The organism is Microbacterium kunmingense (assembly GCF_023155745.1).
Lineage (GTDB): Bacteria > Actinomycetota > Actinomycetes > Actinomycetales > Microbacteriaceae > Microbacterium > Microbacterium kunmingense.
In genome coordinates, this window is record NZ_JAKNUS010000001.1 from 380,193 (window position 1) to 405,119 (window position 24,927).

Below are 24,927 nucleotides of genomic sequence, written 5' to 3' on the forward strand. Positions count from 1 at the left end.
GTATGGCCGACGCCGTGGGTGACGAGCCGCGACTCGTCGGCAGTGACCGCGTCCTCGCCGTGCTCTCGGCGCTCGGATCCCATCCCCGCGGCGCCACCTTGGATCAGCTCAGTCACGAGGTGTCCAGCCCCAAGCCGACCGTCCATCGGGCGCTCGCCGCGCTCCGCCGGGCAGGGTTCGTCGAGCAGATCGAGCGCGGCGTGTACGCGGTCGGCGACGAGCTCCTGCGTATCGCCTTCCAGGCCGCCAGAGAGCGACCCGATGTCGCCAGGGTCCGGCCGGTGCTCGAAGAGCTGACGGCGACCTTCGGGGAAACTGCCCACTACGCCGTCCTCGACGGGGCGGAGGTCGTCTATCGGGCCAAGACCGACCCACCCGCCGGCGCGGTGCGCCTCACCTCGGTCGTCGGCGGCCGGAACCCCGCCTACCGCACGGCGGTCGGCAAGCTGCTGCTCAGCGGCCGGGTGCAGGGCGAAGCCGACCTCCGCGCGATCGTCGGGGAGGGACCCCTCGACGCCCGGACGCCCCGCACCATCACCGATGTCAGCGCTCTGTGGCGGGAACTGGAGCTCAGCCGAGAACGGGGCTACGCCGTCGACGACCAGGAGAACGAGCTCGGCATCACCTGCGTCGCCGTGGCGCTGCCGTCGGTCGATGGGGAGGCGCCGGTGGGCGCTGTGAGCGTCAGTGCCCTGGCCTTTCGCATGCCGCTGGCAGACCTCGTCTCCGCCGTGCCGAGGATCCAGACCATCGTCGCCGGTGGCAGCGGCCGTCGCGGCGACGAGGGGGAGCCCGGTCAGTAGACGGCGCGGCCGCCGCTGATGTCGTAGACGGCGCCGGTCGAGAAGCTCACCCGGTCGGACGCGAGCCACGCCACGAGCTCGGCGACCTCCCGCGGCTCTCCGACGCGCTTCATAGGGATGAGACTGGTGATGTGGGCCAGCACGTCAGGTGCGGTCGTGGCGTTCATCGGTGTGGCGATGACCGCGGGGGCGATGGCGTTGACGAGGACGCCGGTGGTCGCGAGTTCCTTGCCCGCCGACTTCGTCAGCGCGATGACGGCGGCTTTGGATGCCGAGTACGCGGCGAGATTCGGGTTTCCGTCCTTTCCCGCCATGCTCGCGAAGTTCACCACGCGGCCCCAGCCACCCGCCACCATCCCGGGGACGAAGGCGCGCATCATCGACACGACGCCGAGGACGTTCACCTCGAAGGTCGCGCGCCACGCGTCGAGCCCTGTCGCCACGAGGGGAAGATTCGGTCCCACGATGCCCGCGGAGTTGATGAGGATGTCGACCGAGCCGGTCCGTCGCGCGAGGTCGTCGACCGCTGCTTCGTCGGTGACATCCACGCGCTCGTCCACATCGCCCGCGCGATCGACCCGGATGACGTCGACGCCGTCGGCACTCAGCCGCTCGGCGGTCGCGGCGCCCAGGCCCTGCGCCCCGCCGGTGACCACGGCGCGCCTCATCGCGGCTCCACGACCGTCTGGCGCTGCGCGCCGAGCCGATCGATCGAGACGTCCATCACGTCTCCCGGGCGCAGCCAGAGCGGGGGTGTGTGTCCCATGCCCACTCCCGGTGGGGTTCCGGTGTTGATGAGGTCACCGGGCTCGAGCACGAGGAACTGACTGATGTAGTGCACGAGGAAGAACGGGTCGAAGATCATCGTCGCGGTGGACCCGTCCTGACGACGCGTGCCGTTGACGTCCAATTGCATGCCAAGGGAGCGGACGTCGGGGATCTCGTCCGGGGTGACGAGCCAGGGCCCCGCGGGGTTGAACGTCTCCGCCGACTTGCCTTTCAGCCACTGGCCGCCGCGCTCCATCTGGAATGCCCGCTCGCTGACGTCGTTGACGACGGTGTACCCGGCGATGTGCCGGCGCGCGTCCTCGGGGCTAGCGAGGTAAGCGGCGCGAGCGCCGATGACGATGCCGAGCTCGACCTCCCAGTCGAGCTTCTCGCCGCCTCGCGGCATCCGCACGTCGTCGTTCGGGCCGACGAGGGTGTTCGGCGATTTGGTGAAGAGGATCGGTTCGGCGGGCACCGCCTGGCCGGTCTCGGCCGCATGGTCGGAGAAATTCAGCCCGACGCAGATGATCTGGTGGGGGCGTGCGATCGGTGAGCCGAAGCGTTCACCCGTCCGCCGGTGCACGAGTCCCTGTGCAACGCGGTCGTCCACGACGCTCCGCAGCCGGGCCACACCGTCGGCAGCGAAGAACCTCTCGTCGATGTCGGCGGTGACGTCGGAGACGTCGACGTATTCCTCATCGCCGACGAAGACCACGGGCTTCTCTGATCCGACGGGTCCCAGGCGCGCAATCCTCATGGCGCGAGTCTAGGCCTATTCCACTTTCTGATGTGGACTTCCAGATGTCGGAATTAGTGAGTCTCTACCCGCGCGCCCGCCGCGGACTCCTCCGCGGCCAGCCGGTCGGCGGCGGTGACGCCGAACACGCGGTGCACCGCGGCGTCGAACACGCGGTCGGGAAGGAGCCACCGCGCGAAGACGATCGCCTTCGCCGCGAACGGCACGGTGTAGCGGATCCGCGGCTTCGCGGCATCCACCGCCCGCCCGATCGCCTCCGCCACCACCGACGGCCCGGGCGCCGTCTCGGTGTCGGCCGCGGTCAGCGCCCGCATCAGCGCGTGCGCCTGGGCTGCGTACGCGGTCTCGCCCGAGACCTCGAGGGCGCTCCGCCGCGAGATCTCGTTCCACTCGGTGCGGATCGCCCCGGGCCGGATGAGCACCACCCGCACACCGTGCGGCTCGACCTCGACCCGCAGCGAGTTGCTGAGGCCCTCCACGGCGTACTTCGTCGCGTGGTACCACGCCCCGAGCGGCTCGTAGATGCGGCCGCCGATGGAGGAGATGTTCACGATCGTGCCGCGCCGCTGGCGCCGCATCGTCGGCAGCACCAGTTGGGTGAGCCGCGCGAGGCCGAAGATGTTCACCTCGAACTGCCGCCGCGCCTCGTCGATCGGCACGTCTTCGACAGCCCCGTACGAGCCGTATCCGGCGTTGTTGACGAGCACATCGATGCGGCCCTGATCGTTCAGGATGCCGGTGACCGCGGCCGTCATCGACTCGTCGTCGGTGACGTCCAGACGGATGACGCGCGCACCGCGCTCGGCGAGGTGCGCCATGCGCTCCACCCGCCTCGCGCCCGCGTAGACGACGAATCCGCGGCGGATCAGTTCGAGGACGGTGGCCTCTCCGATTCCCGAGGATGCTCCGGTGACCAAGGCGACGCGTGAATCCATAGGGAACACAAAACCAGCTACTCCTGCATGTCTCCTCCGCGGATCTGGTGCGTTTGCCTAGCCTGGCCGGGTGGGGGAGCGGGCACGACGTCGACGCCGCGCTCGGCTGCGGCGCACGGGCACGGTGCTGGGCGGCATCCTGCTGGTCGCGACCCTGACGGTGGCGTGGCTCGCCCTGACCCTCGGGCCCCTCAACGGGGTCGCACGGGCCGCGGCTCCCCTGACGCCCATGCCCACCGCTCCCGCCGACGCTGCGCCGACCGCCCCCGCCGGCACGGCTTCCGCCGCGCCCGCCGCCGCCCCGACCCCCGAGCCCACTCCTCTCCTTCCGACGCCGGTCTTCCCCGACCCGCGCGCGTCCCCCGCCGCGCCGCCGCCCCCACCCGCGCCCGCGCCCGCAGCCTGGGTGATCGGCGACTCTCAGGCCGCCGCCGATGCGTCGTGGGTGGCCCGCGCCCCGGCCCAGCTCGGATACGAGGTCACCCTCTCCGCGCGCGGAGGAATCGGGTTCGTCGCCGCCCCACCGGCCGCGGGCGCGACCCCGGGGCACCCGAGCATCCGCGACGCCCTGGCCGCCGGGCTCTGGCAGCCGCCCGCCGACCCCGAGCTCATCATCGTCCAGTCCGGCGGCAACGATCAGACCTTCCCGCTCGATCAGGTGCGCGCCGGCGCCGAAGCATCCCTCGACCAGCTGCGCGCCGCCTTCCCCGAGGCGACCCTCGTCGTGGTGGGTCCGCTCGTGCAGGTCGAGGCGTGGGCGCCCCAGCGACGCGACGTCAGCGCGACGCTCGCCGAGGTCGCGGCCGCCCGCGGCATCGCCTTCGTCGACACGACCGGGTGGGTCGCGGCATCGGGCCTCGCCCCGTTCCTCGTCGACGACCGCCACTTCTCACCCGCAGGGCACGACGCCCTCACCGGCATCTTCGTGCGGGCGCTCGCCGGGGTGGGGGTGGCCGACCCCGCGGCGACGGCGCCGTCAGCAGCCTCCTGAGCCCGCGGCATCCGTCCCCTCGGACACCCGCTCCCCGCCCGCGATCTCCGCGGCCAGCGCCTCCGCCGCCGGCCAGTACGGGGCGTAGTGATCGGGCTGGGCGTTGATCTGGGTGCGATGGGCGACGAGCGTCGGCTCCATCGCGAGCCGTTCGGGCTCGGGCACCTCGTCGAGCATCGCACGGTAGAACATGGTCGCCGCGGTGTACGGATCCATGCGCGCGTCGCGCGGACCCCACTCGTCCTGCTGCTGGAAGAGTCCGACCGAGGTCGTGGGGCTGCCGTCGGGGTTTCGCACCCCGCTCGTCTCCCAGTCGCCGTAGTCGAGGTTCCGCAGCGACGACTCGCCCATCGCGGTCATGACGGCGATCGTCTGGTCGCGCTCCGACAGGCCGAGGTCTTGACCCGCGCGGATGATGGTGGCGGCGTTCTCGCGCTGCTCAGCCGTCCACGTGCGGCACTCCGGCGCGCTGCCTCGCGGGGAGAACAGCACCACGACGGCGATCACGGCGATAACCGCGACGGTGACGAGACCCGCGAGCACGGTCTGGATTCGGGATGCCGCAGAGGAGCGCACCCGCACATGCTGGCACCTGTTCCTGTGATCAACCCTCCGGGAGTCGGCGGCCCCGCGGACGATCAGAGCTCGCGCAGGTAGCAGAGCATCCGGTAGTCCTCGCCGGGCTCGATGTTCACGAACCCGTGCCGCTCGTAGAACCGGCGGGTGTCGTGATCGATCTCGTCGACGTTGATGTGCATCTCGCCGGCCCCGCGGCGACGCACCTCGTCGATCGCCGCCGTGAGCACCCGCGTGCCGATGCCCTCGTCGCGGAGCGCCGGACGCACGTAGAGCTCCTCGAGCTGAGCGAGCGGGCCCCGGTAGTAGGGCGTTGGCCGGAGGGTGAGGAAGGCGAAGGCCACCGCCTCGCCCGCGTCGTCGGCGAGGACGACCAGCACGTCGTCGCGGCGCAGCAGCTCGGCGAACCGCTCGCCGAAGAACGCCGCGCCCGGCGTCGGCGACTCGAACTCGGTGTTGAAGTCGTGCAGGAGGGCGCCGACCGTCGCGGCATCCTCAGGGGTGGCGAATCGCACGGTGACAGGCGCGGTCATGGGTTCATCATTGCCGACGGCGGCGCGCGCCGGTAGCGTGCGGCGCGTGGGTCATCCGGTCATGTTCGAGCAGACGGATGCTGCGCTGCAGCGCATCCGCGGGATCGCCCTGGCCTTCCCCGGCGCGGCCGAGCGGGTGTCGCACGGGCGGCCGAACTTCTTCACAGCGAAGACCTTCTGCTACTACGGCGGGGCGAAACGCGGCGAGGTCGGGGAGTTCCGGCACGACCGTGCCATCTTGATCCGTCCCGACCCCGTCGATGAACCGGCCCTGCGCCAGGACCCCCGGTTCTGGGAGCCCGCGTACCTCTGGAACACCGGCTGGCTCGGGATCGACCTGCCGCACCCCGACCGCGACGACCCGGGCTGGGCGGAGGTCGCTGAGCTCATCGACGCCTCCTTCCGCGTCACCGCGCCGAAGACGCGGGTGCGCGAGCTCGACGCGCGCTCGTCCGCGTCGGGCTGACCCCCGCCGCCCCCGCCCGCAACCCCTCGCACCCACCCGGGCTGCGCCCCTAGAGTGCCCCCATGGGAGAGGATGTCGCACCGCAGGAGTTCACCCGCGCCGACCGCACGCGCCACCGCGAGAAGGTGCGGCAGAATCTCGACGTGTTCGCGCAGATGCTGCGCGAGTCGCGCTTCGACACCGATGATCCGCTGACGGGGCTCGAGGTCGAGTTCAACCTCATCGACGAGGTCGGCGATCCCGCGCTCCGCAACGCCGAGGCACTCGACGCGATCGCCGATCCGGCGTTTCAGACCGAGCTGGGTCAGTTCAACATCGAGATGAACGTGCCACCGGCGCGCCTGCGCGGGGGAGGGCTGACGACCTTCGAAGAGGGTCTTCGCGGGAGCCTCAACCGCGCCGAGGAACGCTCGGCGAGCGTCGGTGCGCACCTGGTGATGATCGGCATCCTGCCGACCCTCGCCGAGGGGCATCTCACCCGCGAGACGCTCAGCGCGAACCCCCGCTATGCGCTCCTCAGCGAGCAGATCCTCGACGCGCGCGGCGAGGACATCGCGCTGTCGATCACCGGTGCCGAGAAGCTTCGCACCACGGCCGACTCGATCATTCCCGAAGCGGCATGCACCAGCACGCAGTTCCATGTGCAGACCTCGCCCGACGACTTCGCCGCGTACTGGAACGCCTCGCAGGTGATCGCCGGGGTGCAGCTCGCGGTGTCGGCGAATTCGCCGTACCTCCTCGGCAAGGAGCTCTGGCGCGAGACCCGCATCCCGCTGTTCGAGCAGGCCACCGATACCCGAAGCGAGGAGCTGAAGGCGCAGGGTGTCCGTCCCCGGGTGTGGTTCGGCGAGCGATGGATCACCTCGGTGTTCGACCTGTTCGAGGAGAACGTGCGGTACTTCCCCGCCCTCCTCCCCGTCGTCGACGGCGAAGACCCCGCGGTCGCTCTGGAGGAGGGCCGGGTGCCGTCGCTGGCGGAGCTGAAGCTCCACAACGGCACCGTGTACCGCTGGAACCGCCCGGTGTACGACATCGCCGACGGGATGCCGCACCTGCGCGTGGAGAACCGGCTTCTGGCCGCAGGCCCCACCGTCGCCGACATCATGGCCAACGCCGCCTTCTACTTCGGGCTCGTGCGTGCGCTCGCCGAGGACGAGCGGCCGCTGTGGTCGCAGATGTCGTTCAGCGCGGCCGAGGAGAACTTCCACGCCGGGGCGCGCGACGGCATCGAGGCGCGCGTGTACTGGCCGGGTGTCGGGCAGGTGGCGGCGACCGAGCTGGTGCTCCGACGACTGCTCCCTCTCGCCCACCGCGGCCTCGAGGCCTGGGGTGTCGACACCGCCGAGCGCGAGCGCCTCCTCGGGATCATCGAGCAGCGGTGCCTCACGGGTGTGACGGGGGCGGAGTGGTTCATCGGGCGCATGCACCGGCGCCGCGGCATGGAGCGCTTCGACGCTCTGCGTGCGACCCTCCTCGACTACACCGCCGGCATGCACACGAACGAGCCGGTCCACACCTGGGAGCGCTGAGCTCGTGCCCGCGCCCGCGCTTTGAGCTACGATGTAGCACATGAGGGAGGTGGGCATTCGAGCGCTGAAGCAGAACGCCTCGGCCGTCGTCGCGGCGGCCGCTGCCGGTGACGTCGTGGTGATCACCGATCGGGGTCGCCCGGTCGCGCAGTTGAGCGCGCTCCCTTCCACCGGCCTCTCCCGCCTGCTGGAGTCGGGTCGGGCTCGTCCGGCACGTCGGCGCCTGGCCGATCTCCCTCCCGCCGTCGCCGCGCCCTCCCTGTCGGAAGAGCTCGCGGCGATGCGCGACGCCGAGCGCTTCTGAACCCGGGTTCTGTGACGCCATGGCTTGGTACCTCGACACCTCTGCCCTGACGAAGCTGATCGTTGCCGAGCCGGAGTCCGACGCTCTGCGTCGTTGGCTGCTCGACGGTGAAAGAACCGTGGTGTCGAGCGATCTTGCCCGCACCGAGCTGGTGCGCTCCGTCCGACGTGTCGACCCAGGTCTCACCGTGCTGGCGAAGGCCGTACTCGACAGCATCGTTCTGCTGCAGCTGTCGACGGCGATACTGGAGCGCGCCGCGCTCCTCGACCCGTCAGTGCTTCGTTCGCTCGACGCCGTTCATCTCGCTGCCGCCCTCGAGGTCGGCGACGATCTGGAAGGGCTTGTGGCCTATGACACGAGACTCGCTGATGCCGCCGCAGTGCTCGGCATCGACGTCGTGGCCCCGCGCTGAGTCGATCCCACGACAATCGCCCGCTCAGCGCGGCTTCTTCTCCGACGTCTCGCCGCGCCTCCAGTAGCCCTTGATGACGGTCTGCTCGGCCGGCACGCCCCACCGCTCGAGCAGCAGCTCACGCCCGGGCTTGACGATCGACTGCTCCGCCGCGACGAATCCCAGGATGCTGCCGCTCGGCCGCTGCCCTGCGCCGAGGGCGCTCAGCCGCGCAGCCAGGGCCGATCCGGGGGCCGTGCTCCCGCGGTGCACCTGCTCCACGACGACGCCCGCCGGGGCGTCGATCGGCAGCTCGTGGGCGGCGTCGGCGACCTCGACGAGGACGCGCCCGCGCGCCTGGTCGTCCATGAGGCCGGCGAAGCGGCGCATCGCCGGCACCGCCGTCTCGTCGCCCGCGAGCATCCAGAAGTCCGGGCGTCCGTCGACGACCTTCGAGCCGCGCGGACCGCCGACTCCGGCGAGGGCGCCGATCGGCGCGCTCGCGGCCCAGGCGGCTGCCACGCCCCCCGTCCCCGCCGCCGGGTCGCCGTGGACGGCGAACTCCAGGTCGAGCCAGTCGGCGTCGAAGCGGGCGGGCGTGTATTCGCGGCTCGGCGCCGCGCGCAGCTCCTCGACCGTCTCGGGCTCGCCCTCGGGGAAGAAGATGCGGATGTGGTCGTCGGCGCCGAGCGAGGTGAACCCGATGAGTTCGTCGCCGACGAGTCGCATCCGCACGTAGCCCGGGGTGAGCCACTCGCGGCTGTGGAGACGGACGCGGCGGAACTGCATCTCCAGACCTTCGAGGCGGAGGGAGAAGGATGACTCGTGCATGGCGCTCTTTCGTTCGGGTTCGTCCTCCACCCTGTCACCCTTCCGGCTCGAAGCGCAGAAGGTCGCCGGGCTGGCAGTCCAGCGCCTGGCAGAGCGCGTCGAGGGTCGAGAAGCGCACGGCCTTCGCGCGACCGTTCTTCAGCACCGCGAGATTGGCGGGGGTGATGCCGATCATGTCGGCGAGGGTACCGACGGCCATCTTCCGCCTCGCGAGCATCACGTCGATGTCGACGATGATCGGCATCAGATCACCTCGTCGAGCTCGGCGCGAAGCCGCCCCGCCTCGACCTCGCGGGCGATGGCCTGCGTCAGCAGCATCCGCATCACCACCACCAGCAGGGCCATGCCGGCAAGGACCAGGGCGAAGCCGGAGATGAGGCCGACGATCCCGGGCGCCGCTTCGCCGAAGCGGAGCACGATCGCGAAGGCGAAGGTGACGACGGATGCCGCGATCACCGCGCCGATGATCACGTCGACGTAGCGGAATGCGGCCGGGGTGAACACCGCGCCGCGGCGCACCATCGTCAGGAGCTTCCAGACGCACACGGCGAAGATCTGGAGGGTGAGAACCCCGAGCACGGTGAGGACGGCGATGCTCACGCGCGCCCAGGCCGGAGCGCCGTCGAGGTCGATCCACAGCAGCGGCACGATCACCGTCTGCACGATCAGTGACCCGACCAGCGACAGCGCGATGATCACGCGCAGCGCCAGAATCGTCTTCTTGCCCATTGCTCCTCCTGTTGGTCGAGAGGAATCTATCGAGAAACGATAGCTCAGGCAACTCGCGGCCAGCGAAGATACCCCCGGGGGTATGGTGGCAGCATGGCTCCGAACACCCCACCCCGCAGAATTGTCATCGTCGGAGGCGTGGCCGGCGGCATGAGCTGTGCCGCCCGCGCCCGGCGGCTGGACGAGTCCGTCGAGATCGTCGTGCTCGAGCGCGGCCCGCACGTCTCGTTCGCGAACTGCGGCCTGCCGTACTACGTCGGGGGCGAGATCGCCGAGGCCGACAAGCTCCTCGTGCAGACCCCCGGGTCACTCCGCGCTGCTCTGAACCTCGACGTGCGCACCGGTCACGACGTCACCGCGGTCGACACCGCGGCGCAGACGGTCACCGTCATGACCGCGGACGGGGTGGAGGAGATCCGCTACGACGCGCTCGTGCTCTCCCCGGGCGGGCAGGCGGTGCGTCCGCCGCTTCCCGGACTCGACTCCCCCCGGGTGCGGACCCTCCGCACGGTGGACGACGCGCTCGCGCTCCGCAACCGTGTCGAGGCCGGCGCACGCCGTGCGGTGGTGCTCGGCGCCGGGTTCATCGGTCTCGAAGCCGCCGAGGCGCTCGCCGGACAGGGGCTCGCGGTGTCGATCGTCGAACTCTCCGACCACGTGCTGCCGCCGCTCGAGCGGGAGCTCGCCACGCTCGTCGCCGACGAGCTCGTCACCCTCGGCATCGACCTGCACATCGGTGTCGGCGCGAGCGCGGTCGAGCCGGGCGACGAGGGCGATGTCGTCGTGCTCGCCGACGGCACCCGCATCGACGCCGACCTCATCGTCCTCTCGGTCGGCGTCCGTCCCGACACCGGCCCCTTCGAGGCTGCCGGCATCGCGTGCGAGCGGGGTGCGATCGTCGTCGACGAGCACGGACGCACCTCCGCTCCGCGGGTCTGGGCGGTCGGCGACGCCACCGCCGCCGTCGACGCGGTGACCGGCGTCCGACGCCCGATCGCCCTCGCTGGCCCCGCCAACCGCGCCGGCCGGCTCATCGCCGATGACATCCTCCGCCCTGGCTCCGCACGCGCGGTGCCGTCGTCGGTGGGGACGGCCATCGTGCGGGTCGGATCGCTCACCGCCGCCCTCACAGGCGCCAACCGCGCGGCCCTCGACGCCGCGGGCACGCGCTACCGCACCCTCCACCTGCATCCGAATCAGCATGCCGGGTACTTCCCGGGCGCCGCGCAGCTGCACCTGATCGTCCACTTCCGCGAGGAGGACGGCCTCCTCCTCGGCGCTCAGGCGGTCGGGGCGGACGGCGTCGACAAGCGCATCGACGTCCTCGCCACCGCCATCCGCTCCTCCCTCGCGGTCGATGACCTCATGGATCTCGACCTCGCCTACTCGCCGCCCTACGGCGCCGCGAAAGATCCCGTGAACCTCGCCGGCATGCTGGGCGAGAATGTCCGCACCGGGCAGCTGCGGCTCTGGTACGCCGACGATCTCGACCGGGTCCTCGATGAGGCGCTCGTGCTCGACGTGCGGTCGGCCGACGAGGTCGCGACCGGGCACCTGCCCGGCGCCCTGCACATTCCGCACACCGAGCTTCGTGCCCGGCTGGCCGAGGTGACGGATGCTGCGGAGGGTCGCCCGGTCCGCGTCATGTGCGCGTCGGGGGTGCGGTCGGCGATCGCCTATCGCGTGCTCGTGCAGGCCGGCTTCGATGCGGCGTCGCTGTCGGGCGGCATCCTGACGCTTCGGGAGACCCTCGGCTCGCGCGCCGCCGACCTGCTGCGCGACTGGTCCGCCCCCGCCCCCGCCCCCGCCGCCCCCGCCCAGGAAGGAGCCCGCTGATGCGCACCGCCGACCCCGAGGTCCAGCGCCGGATCGTCAACCGGCTGCGCCGCGCGCGCGGCCAGCTCGATGCCGTCATCGCCGCCGTCGAGCAGGGCAAGCCCTGTCGCGACGTCATCACCCAGCTCGCCGCCGCCGGCAGCGCCATCGATCGGGCGGGTTTCGCCATCGTCTCCACGGCGATGAAGGAGTGCCTGGCCGACCCCGAGGCCGCGTTCGACGACGACGGCACCACCCCCGAAGAGCTCGAGAAGCTCTTCATGATGCTCGCCTGACCCCCCGAGGAGAAACGCCATGTGCTACCCCGTCACCTGCTCCACCTGCGGCAAGACCACCTGGGACGGATGCGGCCAGCACGCCGACCAGGTCATGAAGGCCGTCCCCGCCGGTCAGCGCTGCGCCGGTCACGAGTCGGCGCCTCGCGCCGGCATCCTCGCGCGCCTGTTCGGCGGCGCCTGACCTCGCGGCCCGTCGGCCGCGTCGCGTATCCGCGCGGTCGCAGGATCCCGCGCGGTCGCAGAACCGCCCCGCGGTCGCAGGATCCCGCGCGGTCGCAGAACCGCCCCGCGGTCGCAGGATCCCGCGCGGTCGCAGAACCGCCCCGCGGTCGCAGGATTCTGGCGAGATCCTGCGACGGTCGTGCGATCCTGCGACGCACGGGCCTGCGCAACCTGAGGTCGATCACAGAATCGCGCGAACTCCACAGAATCGCGGCGCTTTCGTGTGGCATTGGCGTGCTTCTGTGGAGCTCGCACTCGGGAGAGGCCTTTCCCCAACGCATCCGCTTGGGTAACGTGGCGGCCGTGCCCCAGCTCTCGCCTCCCGCACCCGACGCCGCGACCATTCCTCGCCCGCGCACGGCCCTGGCGGGCCGGGAGTTGGTCGTCCAGATCCGGCGCCTGCTCATCGTCACGCTCGTGGTCTGCCTCGTGTACCCCACCTTCATCGGCGCGTCGAGCTCCTTCTGCCCGGGTGGCTTCGACGCCGACGGCGGGTTCCTCGATGGCAACGGGCAGCCGACCGAGATGGCGCCCGAGTGCCTGTCGCTGCAGATGGGGCCGAGTCCCCTCGTCTTCGCCGCCATCGCGGCGATCGTGCTGGTGACGCTCGGTCGCGTCATCCGGGTGGCGAACGATCTCGAGTCGGCGACACGGATGCTGCGCCGCGCCGCCCTCGCGATCATGATCGTCGGAGGGGTCTCGGTCGTCGTCGCGCAGGTGTGGTTCGGGCTGCTGCCGGTGCGCGAGTGGGACCCGCAGAGCGGGTACTTCTTCCTCTTCCCGTTCCCGTTCGCGGGCGTCGACCTGACGGTCGCGCCCCTGGCGCCCTGACCGTCGGGCCGCCCCCCACCCGCCCGGTCGCAGAATCGCGCCAACGTCGCAGGATTTCGGCGGAATTCTGCGACGGACGTGTGATTCTGCGACGCAGGGGAGCGCGAAGCGCGGACGCCGTTGCGAGGGCGCGCGTGCCGCAGATGTACATCCGCACCCGCGGCGCGGCCCGCCCGCCTCAGGCCGCGGGCTGCTGCTGGGTGATGCAGTGGATGCCGCCACCGCGGTCGAACAGGGGGCGGGCGTCGACGGTGACGACCCGGCGCCCCGGGTAAGCATCGGCCAGGATCTCCCGCGCGCGGGCGTCGGCGACCTCCTCGCCGAAGCCGCAGGCGATGACGCCGCCGTTGACGACGAGGTGGTTGACGTAGCTCCAGTCGACGAACCCTGCCTCATCGCGTAGCGTCGCCGGCGCGGGGAGCCCCGTGATCGTCACCTCGCGTCCGCGGGCGGCGAAGCCCGCCTCGAGCTCTCCGCGCAGCTGTCGCGACACGGCGAAGTCGGGGTGGTCAGGATCCTGCTGCTCGTGCAGCAGCACCCGGTCCGGTGAGGCGAACGTCGCGACGATGTCGATGTGGCCGTTGGTGCCGAGATCGTCGTAGTCGCGGGTGAGTCCGCGCGAGAGCCAGATCGCGTCCGTCGCGCCGATCGTGCGCGCCATCTCGGCCTCCACGCGCGCCTTGTCGGCGAAGGGGTTCCGACGCGGGTCGAGCTGCACCGTGTCGGTGAGCAGGACCGTCCCCGCACCGTCGACGTGCAACCCACCGCCCTCGCTGACCAGCAGCGAGCTGATGACCTCGATGCCGATCAGTTCTCCCACGAATCGGCCGATCAGCGCGGACTTCTGCCATTCGGCCCAGTTGGGCGCGCCCCAGCCGTTGAACACCCAGTCGACGGCGCCGAGGGTGCCGGGTCGGGCGTCGTCGACGACGAACGTCGGGCCCATGTCGCGCATCCAGAACTCATCGATCGGCGCTTCGACGATCTCGATCCCAGAGCCGAGCATCCGCCGCGCCCGCGCCACCTCGCTCGGGTCGACCACCATGGTCACCGGCTCGAACTCGGCGATCGCGTGCGCGACCGCGGTCCACGCGGCATAGCCCTCCTCGCGCTCCTCGGCGCTCTCACCGAGCGTGAAGCCCTCGCGGGGGAACGCCATCCACGTCCGCTCGTGCGGCGCGGTTTCGGCGGGCATCCGCCACCCGGGGGCCGAGAGCGAGTTGTCTGTCATAGGGGGGATCCTTCCGTGGTCGCGAGGGCACCCGCCACCGCGCCGGTGAAGCCGCGCGCGACGACGATGACGAGCGGTCCGAACGGCGGCAGCCACTCGCTGAAGGGCGTCGTGTGCGCATCGGCGTCGAGGTGGTGCCGGCCGTCGACCCGGGAACCGCTCGCGGTGACGGTCACCCGGACACCGTCGACAAAGGCGACGACCTCGTCGATCGGTCCGCCGTCGACGGTTGCCGTGAACGACACCGCGAGATGGTCGTCGACCCGCTCCACTCGCACCGTGTCGATCCGCACCGCCACCGGCCCGGCCGCAGCCGGCCGCGGCATGTCGAACAGCACCTCGTCGGCGAGGGCCGGCGTGCGCGGCGGTGTGGTGCGCCGGCGGCCGAGGGCTTCGATCGCCGCGCCCACCCGCACCAGCTGTACGTCGGTGTAACCGGCGCCGGCGATCGTGACGCCGACCGGCATGCTCGTGTCATCCATCGTCCCCATCGGCACGGTGACGGTCGGGATTCCCAGGTGCCGGGGGACGAGATTTCCGTTCGACACCCACACGCCGTTTCGCCACGCGATGTCGGCCGAGGCCTCGTTCACGTCAGCGTCGGCGGGCCCGACGTCGGCGTGGGTGGGGAAGATGACGGCGTCGAACCCCTCGGCGGCGAGCCAGTCGTCGAGGTCGACCTTGCGGGTGTGCTCGAGCCCTCGCATCCCCTGCTCCACACTCGGGGTGTCGCGGGGCTCCCGCACCCCGGCGCGGGCGGCGTCGACGTACTCGGCGATGTCGTACGCGATGTCGAAGGGAAAGATGCCGTACCGGTCGGGGAGGGCGCCGGTCGGGCGCGGGAAGATGCGATTGCCCTCGACGTCGGCGAGTCGGTTCAGCTGCGGGTCGCCGTTGTGGCGCAGGAAGGTGTCGAAGCCCCACACGGCCAGATCGCCGACCTCGTCGGCGAGGAACTCACGCGGGACGAACCCGCGATCGACGAAGTCCTCGTCCCCGGCATGGAGCTTCTCGTAGTTGTTCACCGCGGGGAAGTCGACCTCGACCACCTCCGCTCCGGCGGCCTCGAGATCAGCGCACAGCGCGCGCCAGAGCGCCATCACCGACGGGCGGGGCTCGATCGGGAAGGCGCTGTCGGGGTCGGCGCCCACGTAGATGCGGGGGACCGCGAACCGCATCCCCGCGAGATCGGCGGGGGTGAGAGCGGCGAACGACTCCGGTCGCACCTCGGAGGCGCGCGGAAGCTCGATCCACGACTGACTCCGCCACAGGTCGCCCTCGGTCTCGGGGTCGTCGTCGACGACCGCGTCGAGCACATGGGCGAGGTCGTCCATCGTGCGGGTGTGGGGGACGACCACGTCCATCGTCGGCACGAGGGGCCAGTTGCCGCGCACTGAGATCACGCCGCGCGAGGGGGTGTACGCGCAGAGGGCGTTGTGGGATGCCGGGGCGCGACCCGATGACCAGGTCTCCTCGCCCAGCCCGAAGGCCGCGAAGCTCGCCGCGGTCGCCGTGCCTGAGCCGTTGGACGAGCCCGAACCGAACGCCGAGGTGAGGTAGTCGGCGTTGTAGGGCGACTCGGCCCGGCCGTACAGGCCGCGCTGCATGCCGCCCGCGGCCATCGGCGGCATGTTCGTCAGGCCCAGGAACACCGCTCCCGCCTCGCGCAGCTTCGCGACCGCGAACGCATCGCGCTGGGCAATGAGGTTCTCGAAAGCAGGGGATCCGGATGCCACGGGCAAGCCCGTGACGCAGTAGCTGTCCTTCGCGGTGAACGGGATGCCGTCGAGCACTCCCCGCGTCTCGCCGCGGGCGCGGCGTTCGTCGGAGGCTCTCGCCTCGGCGAAGGCGGCGGGGTTCAGCACGATGACGGAGTTGAGGGCGATGCCCGCGCGATCGTAGAACGCGATGCGGTTGAGGTAGCGGGCGACCAGCTCGACGCTCGTGACGCGACCGTCGCGGAGCGCGGCGGCGAGCACGGCGATCGGCGCCTCGACCACGGTGTCGAGCGGTGTCGCCGGAGGGGTGGACAGGGGGGTGGTCATGGGCGTAAACATACACCGTATGTTTTTTATTGCGCCACCGTTTCCTGCCGAGACGTCCGCGTGAGCTCTACCCGACCTCGAGGAGTCCGATATCGCCAGGCCGCCCCGCCCCCTGCTGAGCCGTGAGCTCATCGCCACGACGGCGCTCGCGCTCGTCGACCGGTACGGGGCCGAGGGTGCCAGCATCCGCCGGGTGGCAGCCAAGCTCGGCGTGAATCCGACCTCGCTCTACAACCACGTGCCGAACCTCGCGGCGATGATCGAGGATGTGCGGTCGCTCGTGTCGGCCCGCATCGACTCCGCCCCGCTCCGCACTCGCGCGTGGGAGGAGGGCCTGGGCGAGTGGGCCCGCTCCTACCGTCGGGCGTTCGCGGATCACCCGCGGGCGGTGCCGCTTCTGATGACGCATCCGGTCACGGCGTCGGTGCTGCTGGCGGAGTACGAGGACTTCGCGGTGGCGGCGCGTGCGGTGGGGTGGCCCGACCGCGACATCCTTCCCCTCCTCACCGCGTTCGAGTCGTTCATCCTCGGGAGCGTGCTCGACATGTCGGGCCCGACGGTCGTCTTCGATCCGCGCGGTCAGGAGGAGCAGTTCCCCACGTTCGCCGCGGCGTTCGCGACCCTCGACGACGAGGACCCGGATGACCCCATCGCGACGCGCGCCTTCGAGATGGGCCTGCAGATGCTCATCGCCTCGGCCCGTCCTCCCCGCTGACCCCGCTGGCGCGACGACGCCGCCCCGCCCGCCCCGCTGACCCCGCTGGCGCGACGCGGCCCCACCTGCCCCCGATCCGACGTACCCTCGCCTCATGACCCCGACGGCCGCCGCAGAGATCACCCTCTCGCACCGCTTCGCCGACGAGCTGCCCGAGCTCGCCGTCGACTGGCAGGCGGTCGAGCCCCCGGCGTCGCAGCTCCTCGTGCTGAACGACGCGCTCGCCGCCGACCTCGGTGTCGACCCCGCGTACCTCCGCTCGCCCGAGGGCGTCGGTTTCCTCACCGGCGTCGCCGTCCCCGAGGGGGCGCGGCCGGTGGCGCAGGCCTACGCCGGGCACCAGTTCGGCGCGTTCAACCCGCGGCTGGGCGACGGTCGGGCCCTGCTGCTGGGCGAGATCACCGACCGAGAAGGTGCGCTCCGCGACATCCATCTCAAGGGATCGGGGCCCACGCCCTTCTCGCGCGGCGGCGACGGCTTCGCCGCAGTGGGCCCGATGCTGCGGGAGTACATCGTCGGCGAGGCGATGCACGCCCTCGGGATCCCCACGACGCGCGCGCTCGCCGTCGTCGCGACCGGCCGCACCGTGCGTCGCGAGAGCGACCTCCCCGGCGCGGTGCTCACCCGCGTCGCGTCGAGCCACCTGCGGGTCGGCACCTTCGTGCTGGCCCGCGCGACCGGCGACATCCCTCTCCTGCAGCGCCTCGTCGACCACGCCATCGCGCGGCACTACCCGCACCTCGGTGGCGCCGAGAACCGGGCGCTCGCCCTCCTCGACGCGGTGATCGACGCCCAGGCGCGCCTCATCGCGCGCTGGATGCTCGTCGGGTTCGTCCATGGCGTCATGAACACCGACAACATGACGATCTCGGGCGAGACCATCGACTACGGCCCCTGCGCCTTCCTCGACGCCTTCGATGTCGGCGCGGTCTTCAGCTCCATCGACCAGCAGGGCCGCTACGCCTACGGCGCGCAGCCGGCGATCGGCGAGTGGAACCTCGCTCGCTTCGCCGAGGCCCTCCTGCCGCTGCTGGCGGAGGGCGCGGATGCCGCTGGTGTGGATGCCGCTGTCGCGGCCGCCCAGCAGTCGCTCGCCGCCTACCGCGAGACCTACAACGCCACCTGGGCCGAGGGCATGCACGCCAAGCTCGGCGGCACTCCCGACGATGAGCGCACGGCCGTGCTCGTGAACGACATGTTCGACATGCTGGCGATGGCGCGGGTCGACGACACCTCGTTCTTCCGGCGCCTCGCGTCGGCCGCGCGGGGCGATCGCGAGCCCGCGCGGGCCCTCTTCGCCGACCCGGCGCCGTTCGACCTGTGGGTGGAGCGCTGGCTGACGCTCGCACCCGATCCCGACCTCATGGACCGGGTCAACCCGCTCTACATCCCCCGCAACCACCTCGTGGAGGAGGCGCTCGCCGCCGCGACCGACGGCGACCTTGCGCCTCTGGACGACCTCGTCGAGGTCATCCGTCATCCCTTCACCGCCCGGCCGGGTCTCGCCCGTTACGAGGAGCCCGCCCCCGCGGCCTTCGGCCCCTACGTCACCTACTGCGGCACCTGAGACCGGGCTGGGCACCGAGACCGGGGCCCCGATCGGCGGTGGCCCGGACCATCGGCGTCCCACGGTCTATCCTGGCCCCGTGACCGACGACGCACCCGGCGACCCGTTCGACGACCCCGAGGTCAGAGCTCTCATGGCTCGACACGGCATCGTAAGAAAACCTGGGATGGCGGCCGATGCCCTCGCCGAGATGGCGCCGCTCCTCGCTGACGAGGGCATCGACCTCGATGACCTCGAGGCCGCCGACCTCCCGCGCGTGACCGCCGCCCTCGCGCGAGCGACCGAACGACGAAATCTCGAGCTCTTCACCCCGGTGGGCGCTCAGCGCGACCAGTCCCTGATCCTCCTCGCGCGTCTTGCCGCCGCCGTCAATGCGGATGACCCCGAACAGGCGTCTTTGCTCCTCTCGGCGATCGCACCCGAACCCGGGCCCGAGACCCCCGCGATCTCCGACGTCATCGGTGTGAGCGTCGGGTTGCTCGATGAGTGGGCGGCCGATCCCGACCTCGCCGGGGCGATGCGTTCGGTCAAGCCGCCCCGCTGGGCGGAACGTGCGAAGCGTGCGACCACCGACATCCTGGCCCTCGGCTCCAAAGGGCGCGCTTTCGCCGCCCTCGAGGCGCTCCACCGATCCCACTCGGGGCTTTCGATCTTCGAGGGCGGTGCCCTCGCGGTCGCCGCGATCGTCGCACTGCACGCGACGCGCCAGGGGCGCGGCGTCGCGCAGACGGCGAAGGATCTGCTCGGCGTCGACCCCGCCGCATCCGGTTCCGCGCCACCGGCGACGGGAGCCGCCTTCGGTATCGGCCGGCGGCTGCTCCCGGCGGTGCCCGAAACGTCTTCTGGTTCGTCCGACCTCGAGGAGGAACGGATCCTGCTGCACGACTTCCGCGCGTGGCTCCGGAACAGCGGTGCGGAAGCCGCCGATGCCGCTGACGCGGCGGGTCTGCTGCGCGACCTCATGAAGATGGCGCGTCGAGGCGGCGCCGACCTGCGGGAGCCCGACGGCGTACTCGACATGGCGGCGTTCCTCATCGAGGCCGCAGACGAGGAGGATCCGAACTACGCCGCGCGACTGGGAGGCACCCTCGACGTCTTGGAAGACTGGATGAACTTCCATGCGGAGGCGGTCGGTGGTGCGGCGTGGGCGGAGGCGCAAATCGAGCTCGAAGAGCTTATCGACGACGTTTTCAGCGACGGCGAGCCTCCGTTTCGTGATCTGCTCGTCGACGCACTCGATGCTGCTGGTCGTATCGACGAAGCCGAGCGCCGCGCGGTTATCGCGCAGGTCGCTGTCGTCGAGGCCGTGGGTCGTCTCCTCTCATGGCTGGAGCACGGCCGGCCCGTGACATCCGCCGGTCTTCTTCGGCGGGCCGACATCGCACCCGTCGCGGCCTTCCTCGGGATCGATGCGGTGGGTGTCGCACGCTATCCAGACGAGGACGAGGCGGACGCCGATCCGTATCGTCGGGGCCCGCTACGCGTGCGGAGCATGACCGAGATCCCGCAGCTGGCCCTGTGGTGGGAGTCGCTCCTCGCCGCCGAGCTGATCGAGATCACGCCCACCCGGGTGCGCCCAGGCTCGCATGCGGGGGAATGGATGACCGACCCCGCACCGCCGCTGCTGCTCGCGGAGCAGTTCCTTGCGATGAACATCGTGCAGACGATCATCGGGTACGACCTCGAGGACTCGTGGGTGCGCGCGGGTGTCGCTCAGACCATGCGGCGACTTCTCGTGTCCATCGATCCCGACTCCGACCGGGCGGCGGCCCTCGATGCGGAGGGCGACGCCCCCCATTCGCCAGGGGTGGCGCCCTGGGGTGAGGTCGTCACCTTCGATCTCCGCCGGCTCCAGGTGGTCGCCGGCGACGCCGGCCACTTCGTCGTCCCCCCAGAACTGCGCGGAGCGATGGCCCGGGCGCTCATGATCACCCTGACTCTTCTCCCGATCACACCGGGATGACGCTGACCCAGCGTTGATCCGCGGGCGCGAGCGACGCCCGCAACCTGGCGTCGAAAGTGGCCAGCACCGCGTCGTGCGATGCGGCGAGGTTCACGAGGTGGAAGTCCGTCACCTGTCGGTGCCCGACGAGCGCAGCGAGGTCGATCGTCGTGTCGGTGAGCGATGACGCGTCGGGAAGGAAGCGGTGATCGCCCTGCCTCCGCAGCTGCTCGAGGATGCGGATGGCCAGCCCCGCGTCGTGGGATTCCCCGACCACGACGGGGTTCAGGATGAGACGGATCAGCCCCGCCTCGGTGAACGGAGTCGACGCCCACGACTCGACGTCGCGGAACCACCGGTGTGCCGCCGCGTGATGCTCGTGATGCTCCGCGACGAGCGCGAGGAGCACGTTGACGTCGGGGAGGGCGAGTGTCATTCGTCGTCTCGATGCGCGGCGACCACGTCCGCGGTGATGACGGGTGCGTTCGCGGGACGGGGGAGCAGCGGGAACCCCGAGGGCGTGCTGCTCGTCGCGCCCTGGGGATCGGCCAGCCCGCGAAGAGCCAACTCCGACACCGCGCGTCCCAGGGAGATGCCCCTTTGGGCAGCCAGTGCCCGCGCGGCGCGAAGGACCCGGTCGTCGACGTCAAGGGTAGTCCGCATCATCGCATCATAACATCATCCCATCATGTTCCCCCCCACTGACCTAGGCTGATCTCGTGACATCGGCAGCCGCGTGGGGGGAGCGCCATCAGGTCTGGCTGTTCGTCACCGCCATCGCGCTCGGGGTCGTCGTCGGGCTGACCTTCCCCGCCGTCGCCCCCGCGCTCTCGCTCGCCACCACCCCGGTGCTCGCCCTGCTCCTGTTCGCCACCTTCCTCGGGGTGCCGCTGATCGAGGTGGGGCGGTCGCTCGGCGACATCCGGTTCCTCGGCACGGTGCTCGCCCTGAACTTCCTCGTCGTCCCGCTCGTGGCGTTCGGCCTTTCGCGCTTCGTCGCCGACGACCGGGGCCTCCTCCTCGGCGTGCTGCTGGTGCTCCTCACCCCCTGCGTGGACTACGTCATCGTCTTCACCGGGCTCGCGGGCGGCGCCCGCGAGCGGCTCCTCGCCGCCACTCCGCTGCTGATGCTCCTGCAGATCGTGCTGCTCCCGGCCTACCTCTGGCTCTTCGCCGGCGGCGCCGTCGTCGCCGAGATCGACCTCGCCCCCTTCGTCGAGGCGTTCCTCTGGCTCATCGTCGTGCCGCTCGCGGCGGCGGCGGTCGTGCAGGCGCTCGCCCGCCGGCGCCGGATCGGCCGCGGGATCGAGCGGTTCTTCGCGGCGGCGATGGTGCCCCTGATGATGGCGACGCTCGCGGTGGTCGTCGGGTCTCAGATCGCGGATGTCGGTGCCGCGGCCACCGCGCTCGTGCGCGTCGTACCGATCTACCTCGCGTTCCTCGCGATCATGCTCGTCGTCGGGTGGGCCGCGGCGCGCGGGGTGCGTCTGCCCGTCCCCGAAACCCGGGCGCTCATCTTCAGCGGCGCGACGCGCAACTCGCTCGTCGTGCTTCCGCTCGCGCTCGCCCTGCCGCCGGCTTTCGCGATCGCACCGCTCGCGGTGGTCACCCAGACCCTCGTCGAGCTCGTCGGGATGGTCGTCTTCCTCCGCGTTGTCCCCGCGCTCACGCCGGTCACCCGTCCGTCAGCGCCTCCAGCTCGGCCAGGGCGCTGAGCGCCGCCTCGCGGCGCTCGTCTTCGGGTCGGTCCCACCAGTACGGGCCGCGCTCGCCGAGCCCGTGCTTGGCCAGATCGACCCGGGCCCGCGCGGCGGCGAGAGCGTCGGGATCGGCGCCCGGGCGGCGCGCGGTCCGCACCGCCGACCGTGCGCGCCCGAGGTGCGAGGTCAGCGCGGCCACGACATCCTCCGGCAGCGACGGGTCGGTGCGCCGCCAGCGGCGACCGTCGATGACGAGCCACCGTTCCGCCTCGCTCGTCTCCTCACCCCCGTCGCCCGCCACGGTCCCATGATGGCGCCCGCCCCGCCGTCACCACTAGAGTCCTCGCATCGGTCGTGACGTGGCCGGTCGTGACGCAGCCGGTCGCGACACAGCGGATGCCGGAGGTAGGCGCATGACGACACCAGACGACGCCGGCACGCAGCTCGAAGCCATCGCGACGGCGCTCAGCACACTTGCCACGGCGGAGAAGACCCGCGCCGAGGCAGCCTCCACCCTGGCGACGACGCAGAAGACGCTCGCCGACGCGCAGACCGTTCTGCTGCAGAACGAAGCGGCGCGCGCTGCCGCGGCGACGACGCTCGAGAAGACCCGTCTCGAAACTGACGCGCAGCGGCTTGCGAATGACAAGGCGGCGAGCGATCAGCGGATCCTCGAGCGCAAGGAGCTCATCGCCTCGGTCACCGGAGCCGTCCCCGACCTGTCGGCGGTGGCCAAGAACACCGTCACCTACGCGGATGGCGCGGCCGTGCGTGGCGCCGAGCTGACGAACTCCGCCCTGGGGAAGGCCGCCGCAGAAGTGGCATCCGCCATCCTCGGACGGCCGGAGTGGTCGACGAATGCCGCGACGCGAACGCTCCTCGTCACCTCGACCCGATCGCTCATCGCCGACCTCGCGCTGCGCGATCAGATCTCCGCCGAGCTCGCGCACCTCGTCGAGGCACTCTCCGGCGCCGTCGAGACGCTCTCGGGCGCGCTGAATGCCGCAGCCACGGCACTGGGTGCCGACCGTGACCTCCCCATCGACACCCGTATGCTCACGCCGATCGACGGCGCGCTCGTCGTTGCCGCCGCGGCCGGAGCGACGGCGACCCAGCTCGCACGTCTGGCTGAGGTCGACGCGTCTGCGCGGATGGCCACGGTCGCCGTCCCCGCTCGAGCCGTGCATGCCGCGGTGATCGCCGCGCTGCGGGGTGCCGGGAACGGTCGCGGTCTCCGCATCAGGCATGAGTCGATGGCGGTGCCGTCCGCAGCATCCGCGATCATCGCGCGGCTTTCCGAGGCGCGCACTGCTCTGGTCACCCTCACCGCCGAGCGTGCCGAGGTGCCGGCGCTCGCCGCTCAGCTGACTGCGCGGGTGTCCGGGGCCGAGGGGGACGAGGCCTCTGGACCCGTCGACGGCTCGGCCCCACCCGCCGACGGCGCCACGACGCCACGCTACGCCGCCCTCCTCGCGACGCTCACGCGCGCGGATGCGCGTGCGGCCTCGCTCATCGACCAGCTGACCGCGTTCAGCACGCGCGTCACGGCCGCGGCGGATGACGGACGCAGCCCCCTCGCGACCGCCTTGTTCCTGGAGGGGCTCGACACGGCGTCGGGCGTCCTGATCGTCGGCGACGCCACCGCCGAAACGGTGCAGATGACGGTCGCGCGACGGTTTCTCATGCCGCGCCTGCACGTCTCGGCCGGTGTCGGCTTCGACTGGTTCCTCCTCGAGGATGACCTCATCGTCGCCGCCGGACACGCGCACGGCGCCGAGTCGACGTCAGGACGCGTCGGCTGGGGCCGGCTGAAGTGGCGAACCGCGTAGCCGGAGCGCGCTGACCTTTCACCCCGTCCATCCGCTCCTACACGCCGTCCATCCGCTCCTACACGCCGTCCATCCGCTCCTGCACGCCGTCCATCCGCATGGTGTCGCCACCCGGGCCACTTGTCCCCGAGCCGGCGCCGGCGTTCTTGCTGCGCCGGGCCAGCACGATCCACGTGATCACGATCGCGAGCAGCAGCACGACGAGCGCGATGATGATCCCGATCAGCAGCCCCGAGCTGTCGCCCGCCGGCTCCGGCACCGGGCTCGGGCTCGCCGTCGTCGGGGTGGGCGTCGGGGTCGGTGAGGGCGCGGCGGTGATCGTGACGTCCACCGACGCGAGCGGTGTCTCCCCGTCGCCGACGGCGATGACGAGGTCACCCGCCTCCGTGGCGGTGAAGGTCGTCGTCGCTTCGCCGTTCGTCACGGGTACCTGAGCCGACGTGCCCCCGCCGTCGAAGGTGCCGCTTCCGGTGCCGCCCAATCCGAAGGACGCCTGCTCGAGCCCGCCGAGCCCGGTCGCGGTGATGGTCGTGCTCTCGCCTGTCTCGATCGAGGTCGGGTCGGCCGTGAGGGTCGCGCCGCCACCCCCGCCGCCGGCGGTGACCGTGATCTCCACGGTCGCGAGAACCGTCTCTCCGTCACCGACGGAGATCGTGTTGGTGCCCTCGGCCAAGGCGCTGAAGGTCGCCGTCGCCTCGCCGCCGGTGACCGGGGCTTCGTAGATGCTGTCGTTGTTCTCGGTGAAGACGGCCGCCGACGGGTCGCCGAGCCCGAAGAACGCCTGCTCGAGCCCGCCGAGCCCGGTGGCGGTGACCGCCGTGGTCTCGCCGACCGCGAGGGAGCTCTGGGCCACCGTCACCTCCGGCGTGCTCGATGCCCGCGCGGCGCCCCCGCCCCCGACGGCCAGCACCAGGGCGCCGACCGCGGCGAGCAGCGCCAGCACGGCGATCGCGAGAAGTCGGGAGGAACGATTCCGACGGATGACGGTGGTGGAGGTCATTGGCTGACTCGCTCTCGTGCCCACGGTGGGTTGTGTCGAACGGTACACCCGCACACCGCCGTGGAAAGGGCAACACATGGCGGTGCATCCGCGGCGGGCCTACCGTGAGAACAACCTG

Annotated in this window: 28 protein-coding genes and 1 pseudogene; 15 read left to right on the forward strand and 14 right to left on the reverse strand. The window is 71.4% G+C overall.

Annotated elements, in window-relative coordinates:
• The first annotated feature begins 2 nt into the window (after positions 1-2).
• A complete protein-coding gene (locus MA875_RS01940) occupies positions 3-803 on the forward strand; it encodes an IclR family transcriptional regulator (protein WP_248239906.1) in 801 nt (266 codons plus the stop codon).
• Here MA875_RS01940 and MA875_RS01945 read toward each other — a convergent pair.
• From MA875_RS01945 to MA875_RS01955, 3 genes are read right to left on the reverse strand one after another with little or no spacing between them, the layout of a single operon-like run.
• Positions 797-1,471 (reverse strand): SDR family NAD(P)-dependent oxidoreductase, encoded by a 675-nt coding sequence (locus MA875_RS01945; protein ID WP_248239908.1) that lies wholly within the window; start codon positions 1,469-1,471, stop codon positions 797-799. The genes MA875_RS01940 and MA875_RS01945 overlap by 7 nt on opposite strands.
• A complete protein-coding gene (locus MA875_RS01950) occupies positions 1,468-2,328 on the reverse strand; it encodes a fumarylacetoacetate hydrolase family protein (RefSeq protein WP_248239910.1) in 861 nt (286 codons plus the stop codon). The genes MA875_RS01945 and MA875_RS01950 overlap by 4 nt, the downstream gene beginning before the upstream one ends.
• 53 nt (positions 2,329-2,381) lie before the next feature.
• Entirely contained in the window at positions 2,382-3,263 is an 882-nt protein-coding gene (locus MA875_RS01955) for an oxidoreductase (RefSeq protein WP_248239912.1), read from the reverse strand.
• A 70-nt stretch (positions 3,264-3,333) separates the two neighbouring features.
• Here MA875_RS01955 and MA875_RS01960 point away from each other — a divergent pair, with 70 nt between their 5' ends.
• Positions 3,334-4,254: an SGNH/GDSL hydrolase family protein gene (locus MA875_RS01960; protein WP_248239914.1), complete on the forward strand. Its 921-nt coding sequence runs from the start codon at positions 3,334-3,336 to the stop codon at positions 4,252-4,254.
• On the opposite strand, the gene MA875_RS01965 is transcribed toward MA875_RS01960, so the two are convergent.
• Both MA875_RS01965 and MA875_RS01970 read right to left on the reverse strand, forming a co-directional pair.
• The gene (locus MA875_RS01965) at positions 4,240-4,830 is read right to left on the reverse strand and encodes a peptidase M23 (protein ID WP_248239915.1); all 591 of its coding nucleotides are present in this window, start codon (positions 4,828-4,830) and stop codon (positions 4,240-4,242) included. The two genes, MA875_RS01960 and MA875_RS01965, sit on opposite strands and share 15 nt — an antisense overlap.
• Before the next feature lie 62 nt (positions 4,831-4,892).
• Positions 4,893-5,363 (reverse strand): GNAT family N-acetyltransferase, encoded by a 471-nt coding sequence (locus MA875_RS01970; protein WP_248239917.1) that lies wholly within the window; start codon positions 5,361-5,363, stop codon positions 4,893-4,895.
• Between the two features lie 46 nt (positions 5,364-5,409).
• Here MA875_RS01970 and MA875_RS01975 point away from each other — a divergent pair, with 46 nt between their 5' ends.
• From MA875_RS01975 to MA875_RS01990, 4 genes are all read left to right on the forward strand, one after another.
• Positions 5,410-5,829, forward strand: coding sequence for an MmcQ/YjbR family DNA-binding protein (locus MA875_RS01975; protein WP_248239919.1), 420 nt, complete (start codon positions 5,410-5,412; stop codon positions 5,827-5,829).
• Between the two features lie 62 nt (positions 5,830-5,891).
• Positions 5,892-7,358, forward strand: a complete 1,467-nt coding sequence (locus tag MA875_RS01980; RefSeq protein ID WP_248239921.1) for a glutamate-cysteine ligase family protein — start codon at positions 5,892-5,894, stop codon at positions 7,356-7,358.
• A 40-nt stretch (positions 7,359-7,398) separates the two neighbouring features.
• On the forward strand, positions 7,399-7,662 hold the full coding sequence (locus tag MA875_RS01985; protein WP_248239922.1) for a type II toxin-antitoxin system prevent-host-death family antitoxin: 264 nt from the start codon (positions 7,399-7,401) through the stop codon (positions 7,660-7,662).
• A gap of 19 nt (positions 7,663-7,681) precedes the next feature.
• Positions 7,682-8,074, forward strand: coding sequence for a type II toxin-antitoxin system VapC family toxin (locus MA875_RS01990; RefSeq protein ID WP_248239923.1), 393 nt, complete (start codon positions 7,682-7,684; stop codon positions 8,072-8,074).
• 24 nt (positions 8,075-8,098) lie between these two features.
• Here the strand turns inward: MA875_RS01990 and MA875_RS01995 are convergent, their stop codons facing one another.
• From MA875_RS01995 to MA875_RS02005, 3 genes are read right to left on the reverse strand one after another with little or no spacing between them, the layout of a single operon-like run.
• A complete protein-coding gene (locus tag MA875_RS01995) occupies positions 8,099-8,884 on the reverse strand; it encodes a siderophore-interacting protein (protein WP_248239924.1) in 786 nt (261 codons plus the stop codon).
• 34 nt (positions 8,885-8,918) lie between these two features.
• A complete protein-coding gene (locus tag MA875_RS02000; protein WP_248239925.1) occupies positions 8,919-9,128 on the reverse strand; it encodes a helix-turn-helix domain-containing protein in 210 nt (69 codons plus the stop codon).
• Positions 9,128-9,613 (reverse strand): DUF2975 domain-containing protein, encoded by a 486-nt coding sequence (locus MA875_RS02005; protein WP_248239927.1) that lies wholly within the window; start codon positions 9,611-9,613, stop codon positions 9,128-9,130. The genes MA875_RS02000 and MA875_RS02005 overlap by 1 nt, the downstream gene beginning before the upstream one ends.
• Positions 9,614-9,706: 93 nt before the next feature.
• Between MA875_RS02005 and MA875_RS02010 the strand changes: the two genes are divergently transcribed.
• The 4 genes from MA875_RS02010 (at position 9,707) to MA875_RS02025 (ending at position 12,780) form a co-directional block, all read left to right on the forward strand.
• Entirely contained in the window at positions 9,707-11,449 is a 1,743-nt protein-coding gene (locus MA875_RS02010; RefSeq protein WP_248239928.1) for an FAD-dependent oxidoreductase, read from the forward strand.
• The gene (locus MA875_RS02015) at positions 11,449-11,724 is read left to right on the forward strand and encodes a metal-sensitive transcriptional regulator (protein ID WP_248239929.1); all 276 of its coding nucleotides are present in this window, start codon (positions 11,449-11,451) and stop codon (positions 11,722-11,724) included. Before MA875_RS02010 ends, MA875_RS02015 begins: the two co-directional genes overlap by 1 nt.
• Before the next feature lie 19 nt (positions 11,725-11,743).
• Entirely contained in the window at positions 11,744-11,908 is a 165-nt protein-coding gene (locus MA875_RS02020; RefSeq protein ID WP_248239930.1) for a DUF8730 family Cys-rich protein, read from the forward strand.
• Between the two features lie 344 nt (positions 11,909-12,252).
• Positions 12,253-12,780, forward strand: coding sequence for a hypothetical protein (locus tag MA875_RS02025; protein ID WP_248239931.1), 528 nt, complete (start codon positions 12,253-12,255; stop codon positions 12,778-12,780).
• Positions 12,781-12,958: 178 nt separating this feature from the next.
• On the opposite strand, the gene MA875_RS02030 is transcribed toward MA875_RS02025, so the two are convergent.
• Together MA875_RS02030 and MA875_RS02035 are read right to left on the reverse strand one after the other, a co-directional pair.
• Positions 12,959-14,011: an agmatine deiminase family protein gene (locus MA875_RS02030; protein WP_248239932.1), complete on the reverse strand. Its 1,053-nt coding sequence runs from the start codon at positions 14,009-14,011 to the stop codon at positions 12,959-12,961.
• A gap of 347 nt (positions 14,012-14,358) precedes the next feature.
• Positions 14,359-16,056 (reverse strand): annotated as a pseudogene (locus MA875_RS02035) (amidase); the annotation flags it as partial.
• Positions 16,057-16,249: 193 nt separating this feature from the next.
• Here MA875_RS02035 and MA875_RS02040 point away from each other — a divergent pair.
• The 3 genes from MA875_RS02040 (at position 16,250) to MA875_RS02050 (ending at position 20,301) form a co-directional block, all read left to right on the forward strand.
• Entirely contained in the window at positions 16,250-16,771 is a 522-nt protein-coding gene (locus MA875_RS02040; RefSeq protein ID WP_248239933.1) for a TetR/AcrR family transcriptional regulator C-terminal domain-containing protein, read from the forward strand.
• Between the two features lie 94 nt (positions 16,772-16,865).
• Positions 16,866-18,338, forward strand: coding sequence for a protein adenylyltransferase SelO (locus MA875_RS02045; protein ID WP_248239935.1), 1,473 nt, complete (start codon positions 16,866-16,868; stop codon positions 18,336-18,338).
• Positions 18,339-18,417: 79 nt separating this feature from the next.
• The gene (locus MA875_RS02050) at positions 18,418-20,301 is read left to right on the forward strand and encodes a hypothetical protein (protein ID WP_248239937.1); all 1,884 of its coding nucleotides are present in this window, start codon (positions 18,418-18,420) and stop codon (positions 20,299-20,301) included.
• Here MA875_RS02050 and MA875_RS02055 read toward each other — a convergent pair.
• Together MA875_RS02055 and MA875_RS02060 are read right to left on the reverse strand one after the other, a co-directional pair.
• Positions 20,288-20,716, reverse strand: coding sequence for a TA system VapC family ribonuclease toxin (locus MA875_RS02055; RefSeq protein ID WP_248239939.1), 429 nt, complete (start codon positions 20,714-20,716; stop codon positions 20,288-20,290). The genes MA875_RS02050 and MA875_RS02055 overlap by 14 nt on opposite strands.
• Positions 20,713-20,943: an antitoxin gene (locus tag MA875_RS02060; RefSeq protein WP_248239941.1), complete on the reverse strand. Its 231-nt coding sequence runs from the start codon at positions 20,941-20,943 to the stop codon at positions 20,713-20,715. Before MA875_RS02060 ends, MA875_RS02055 begins: the two co-directional genes overlap by 4 nt.
• 56 nt (positions 20,944-20,999) lie before the next feature.
• Here MA875_RS02060 and MA875_RS02065 point away from each other — a divergent pair, with 56 nt between their 5' ends.
• The gene (locus MA875_RS02065; protein WP_248239944.1) at positions 21,000-21,995 is read left to right on the forward strand and encodes an arsenic resistance protein; all 996 of its coding nucleotides are present in this window, start codon (positions 21,000-21,002) and stop codon (positions 21,993-21,995) included.
• Here MA875_RS02065 and MA875_RS02070 read toward each other — a convergent pair.
• Positions 21,955-22,281 carry a biopolymer transporter Tol gene (locus MA875_RS02070; RefSeq protein ID WP_248239946.1) on the reverse strand — a complete coding sequence of 109 codons (327 nt, stop codon included), beginning with the start codon at positions 22,279-22,281 and terminating at the stop codon, positions 21,955-21,957. The two genes, MA875_RS02065 and MA875_RS02070, sit on opposite strands and share 41 nt — an antisense overlap.
• Before the next feature lie 112 nt (positions 22,282-22,393).
• On the opposite strand from MA875_RS02070, the gene MA875_RS02075 reads away from it, so the two are divergent.
• On the forward strand, positions 22,394-23,809 hold the full coding sequence (locus MA875_RS02075) for a hypothetical protein (RefSeq protein ID WP_248239949.1): 1,416 nt from the start codon (positions 22,394-22,396) through the stop codon (positions 23,807-23,809).
• Between the two features lie 58 nt (positions 23,810-23,867).
• Here MA875_RS02075 and MA875_RS02080 read toward each other — a convergent pair whose 3' ends face one another.
• Positions 23,868-24,809 carry a hypothetical protein gene (locus MA875_RS02080; RefSeq protein ID WP_248240121.1) on the reverse strand — a complete coding sequence of 314 codons (942 nt, stop codon included), beginning with the start codon at positions 24,807-24,809 and terminating at the stop codon, positions 23,868-23,870.
• Positions 24,810-24,927 lie beyond the last annotated feature (118 nt).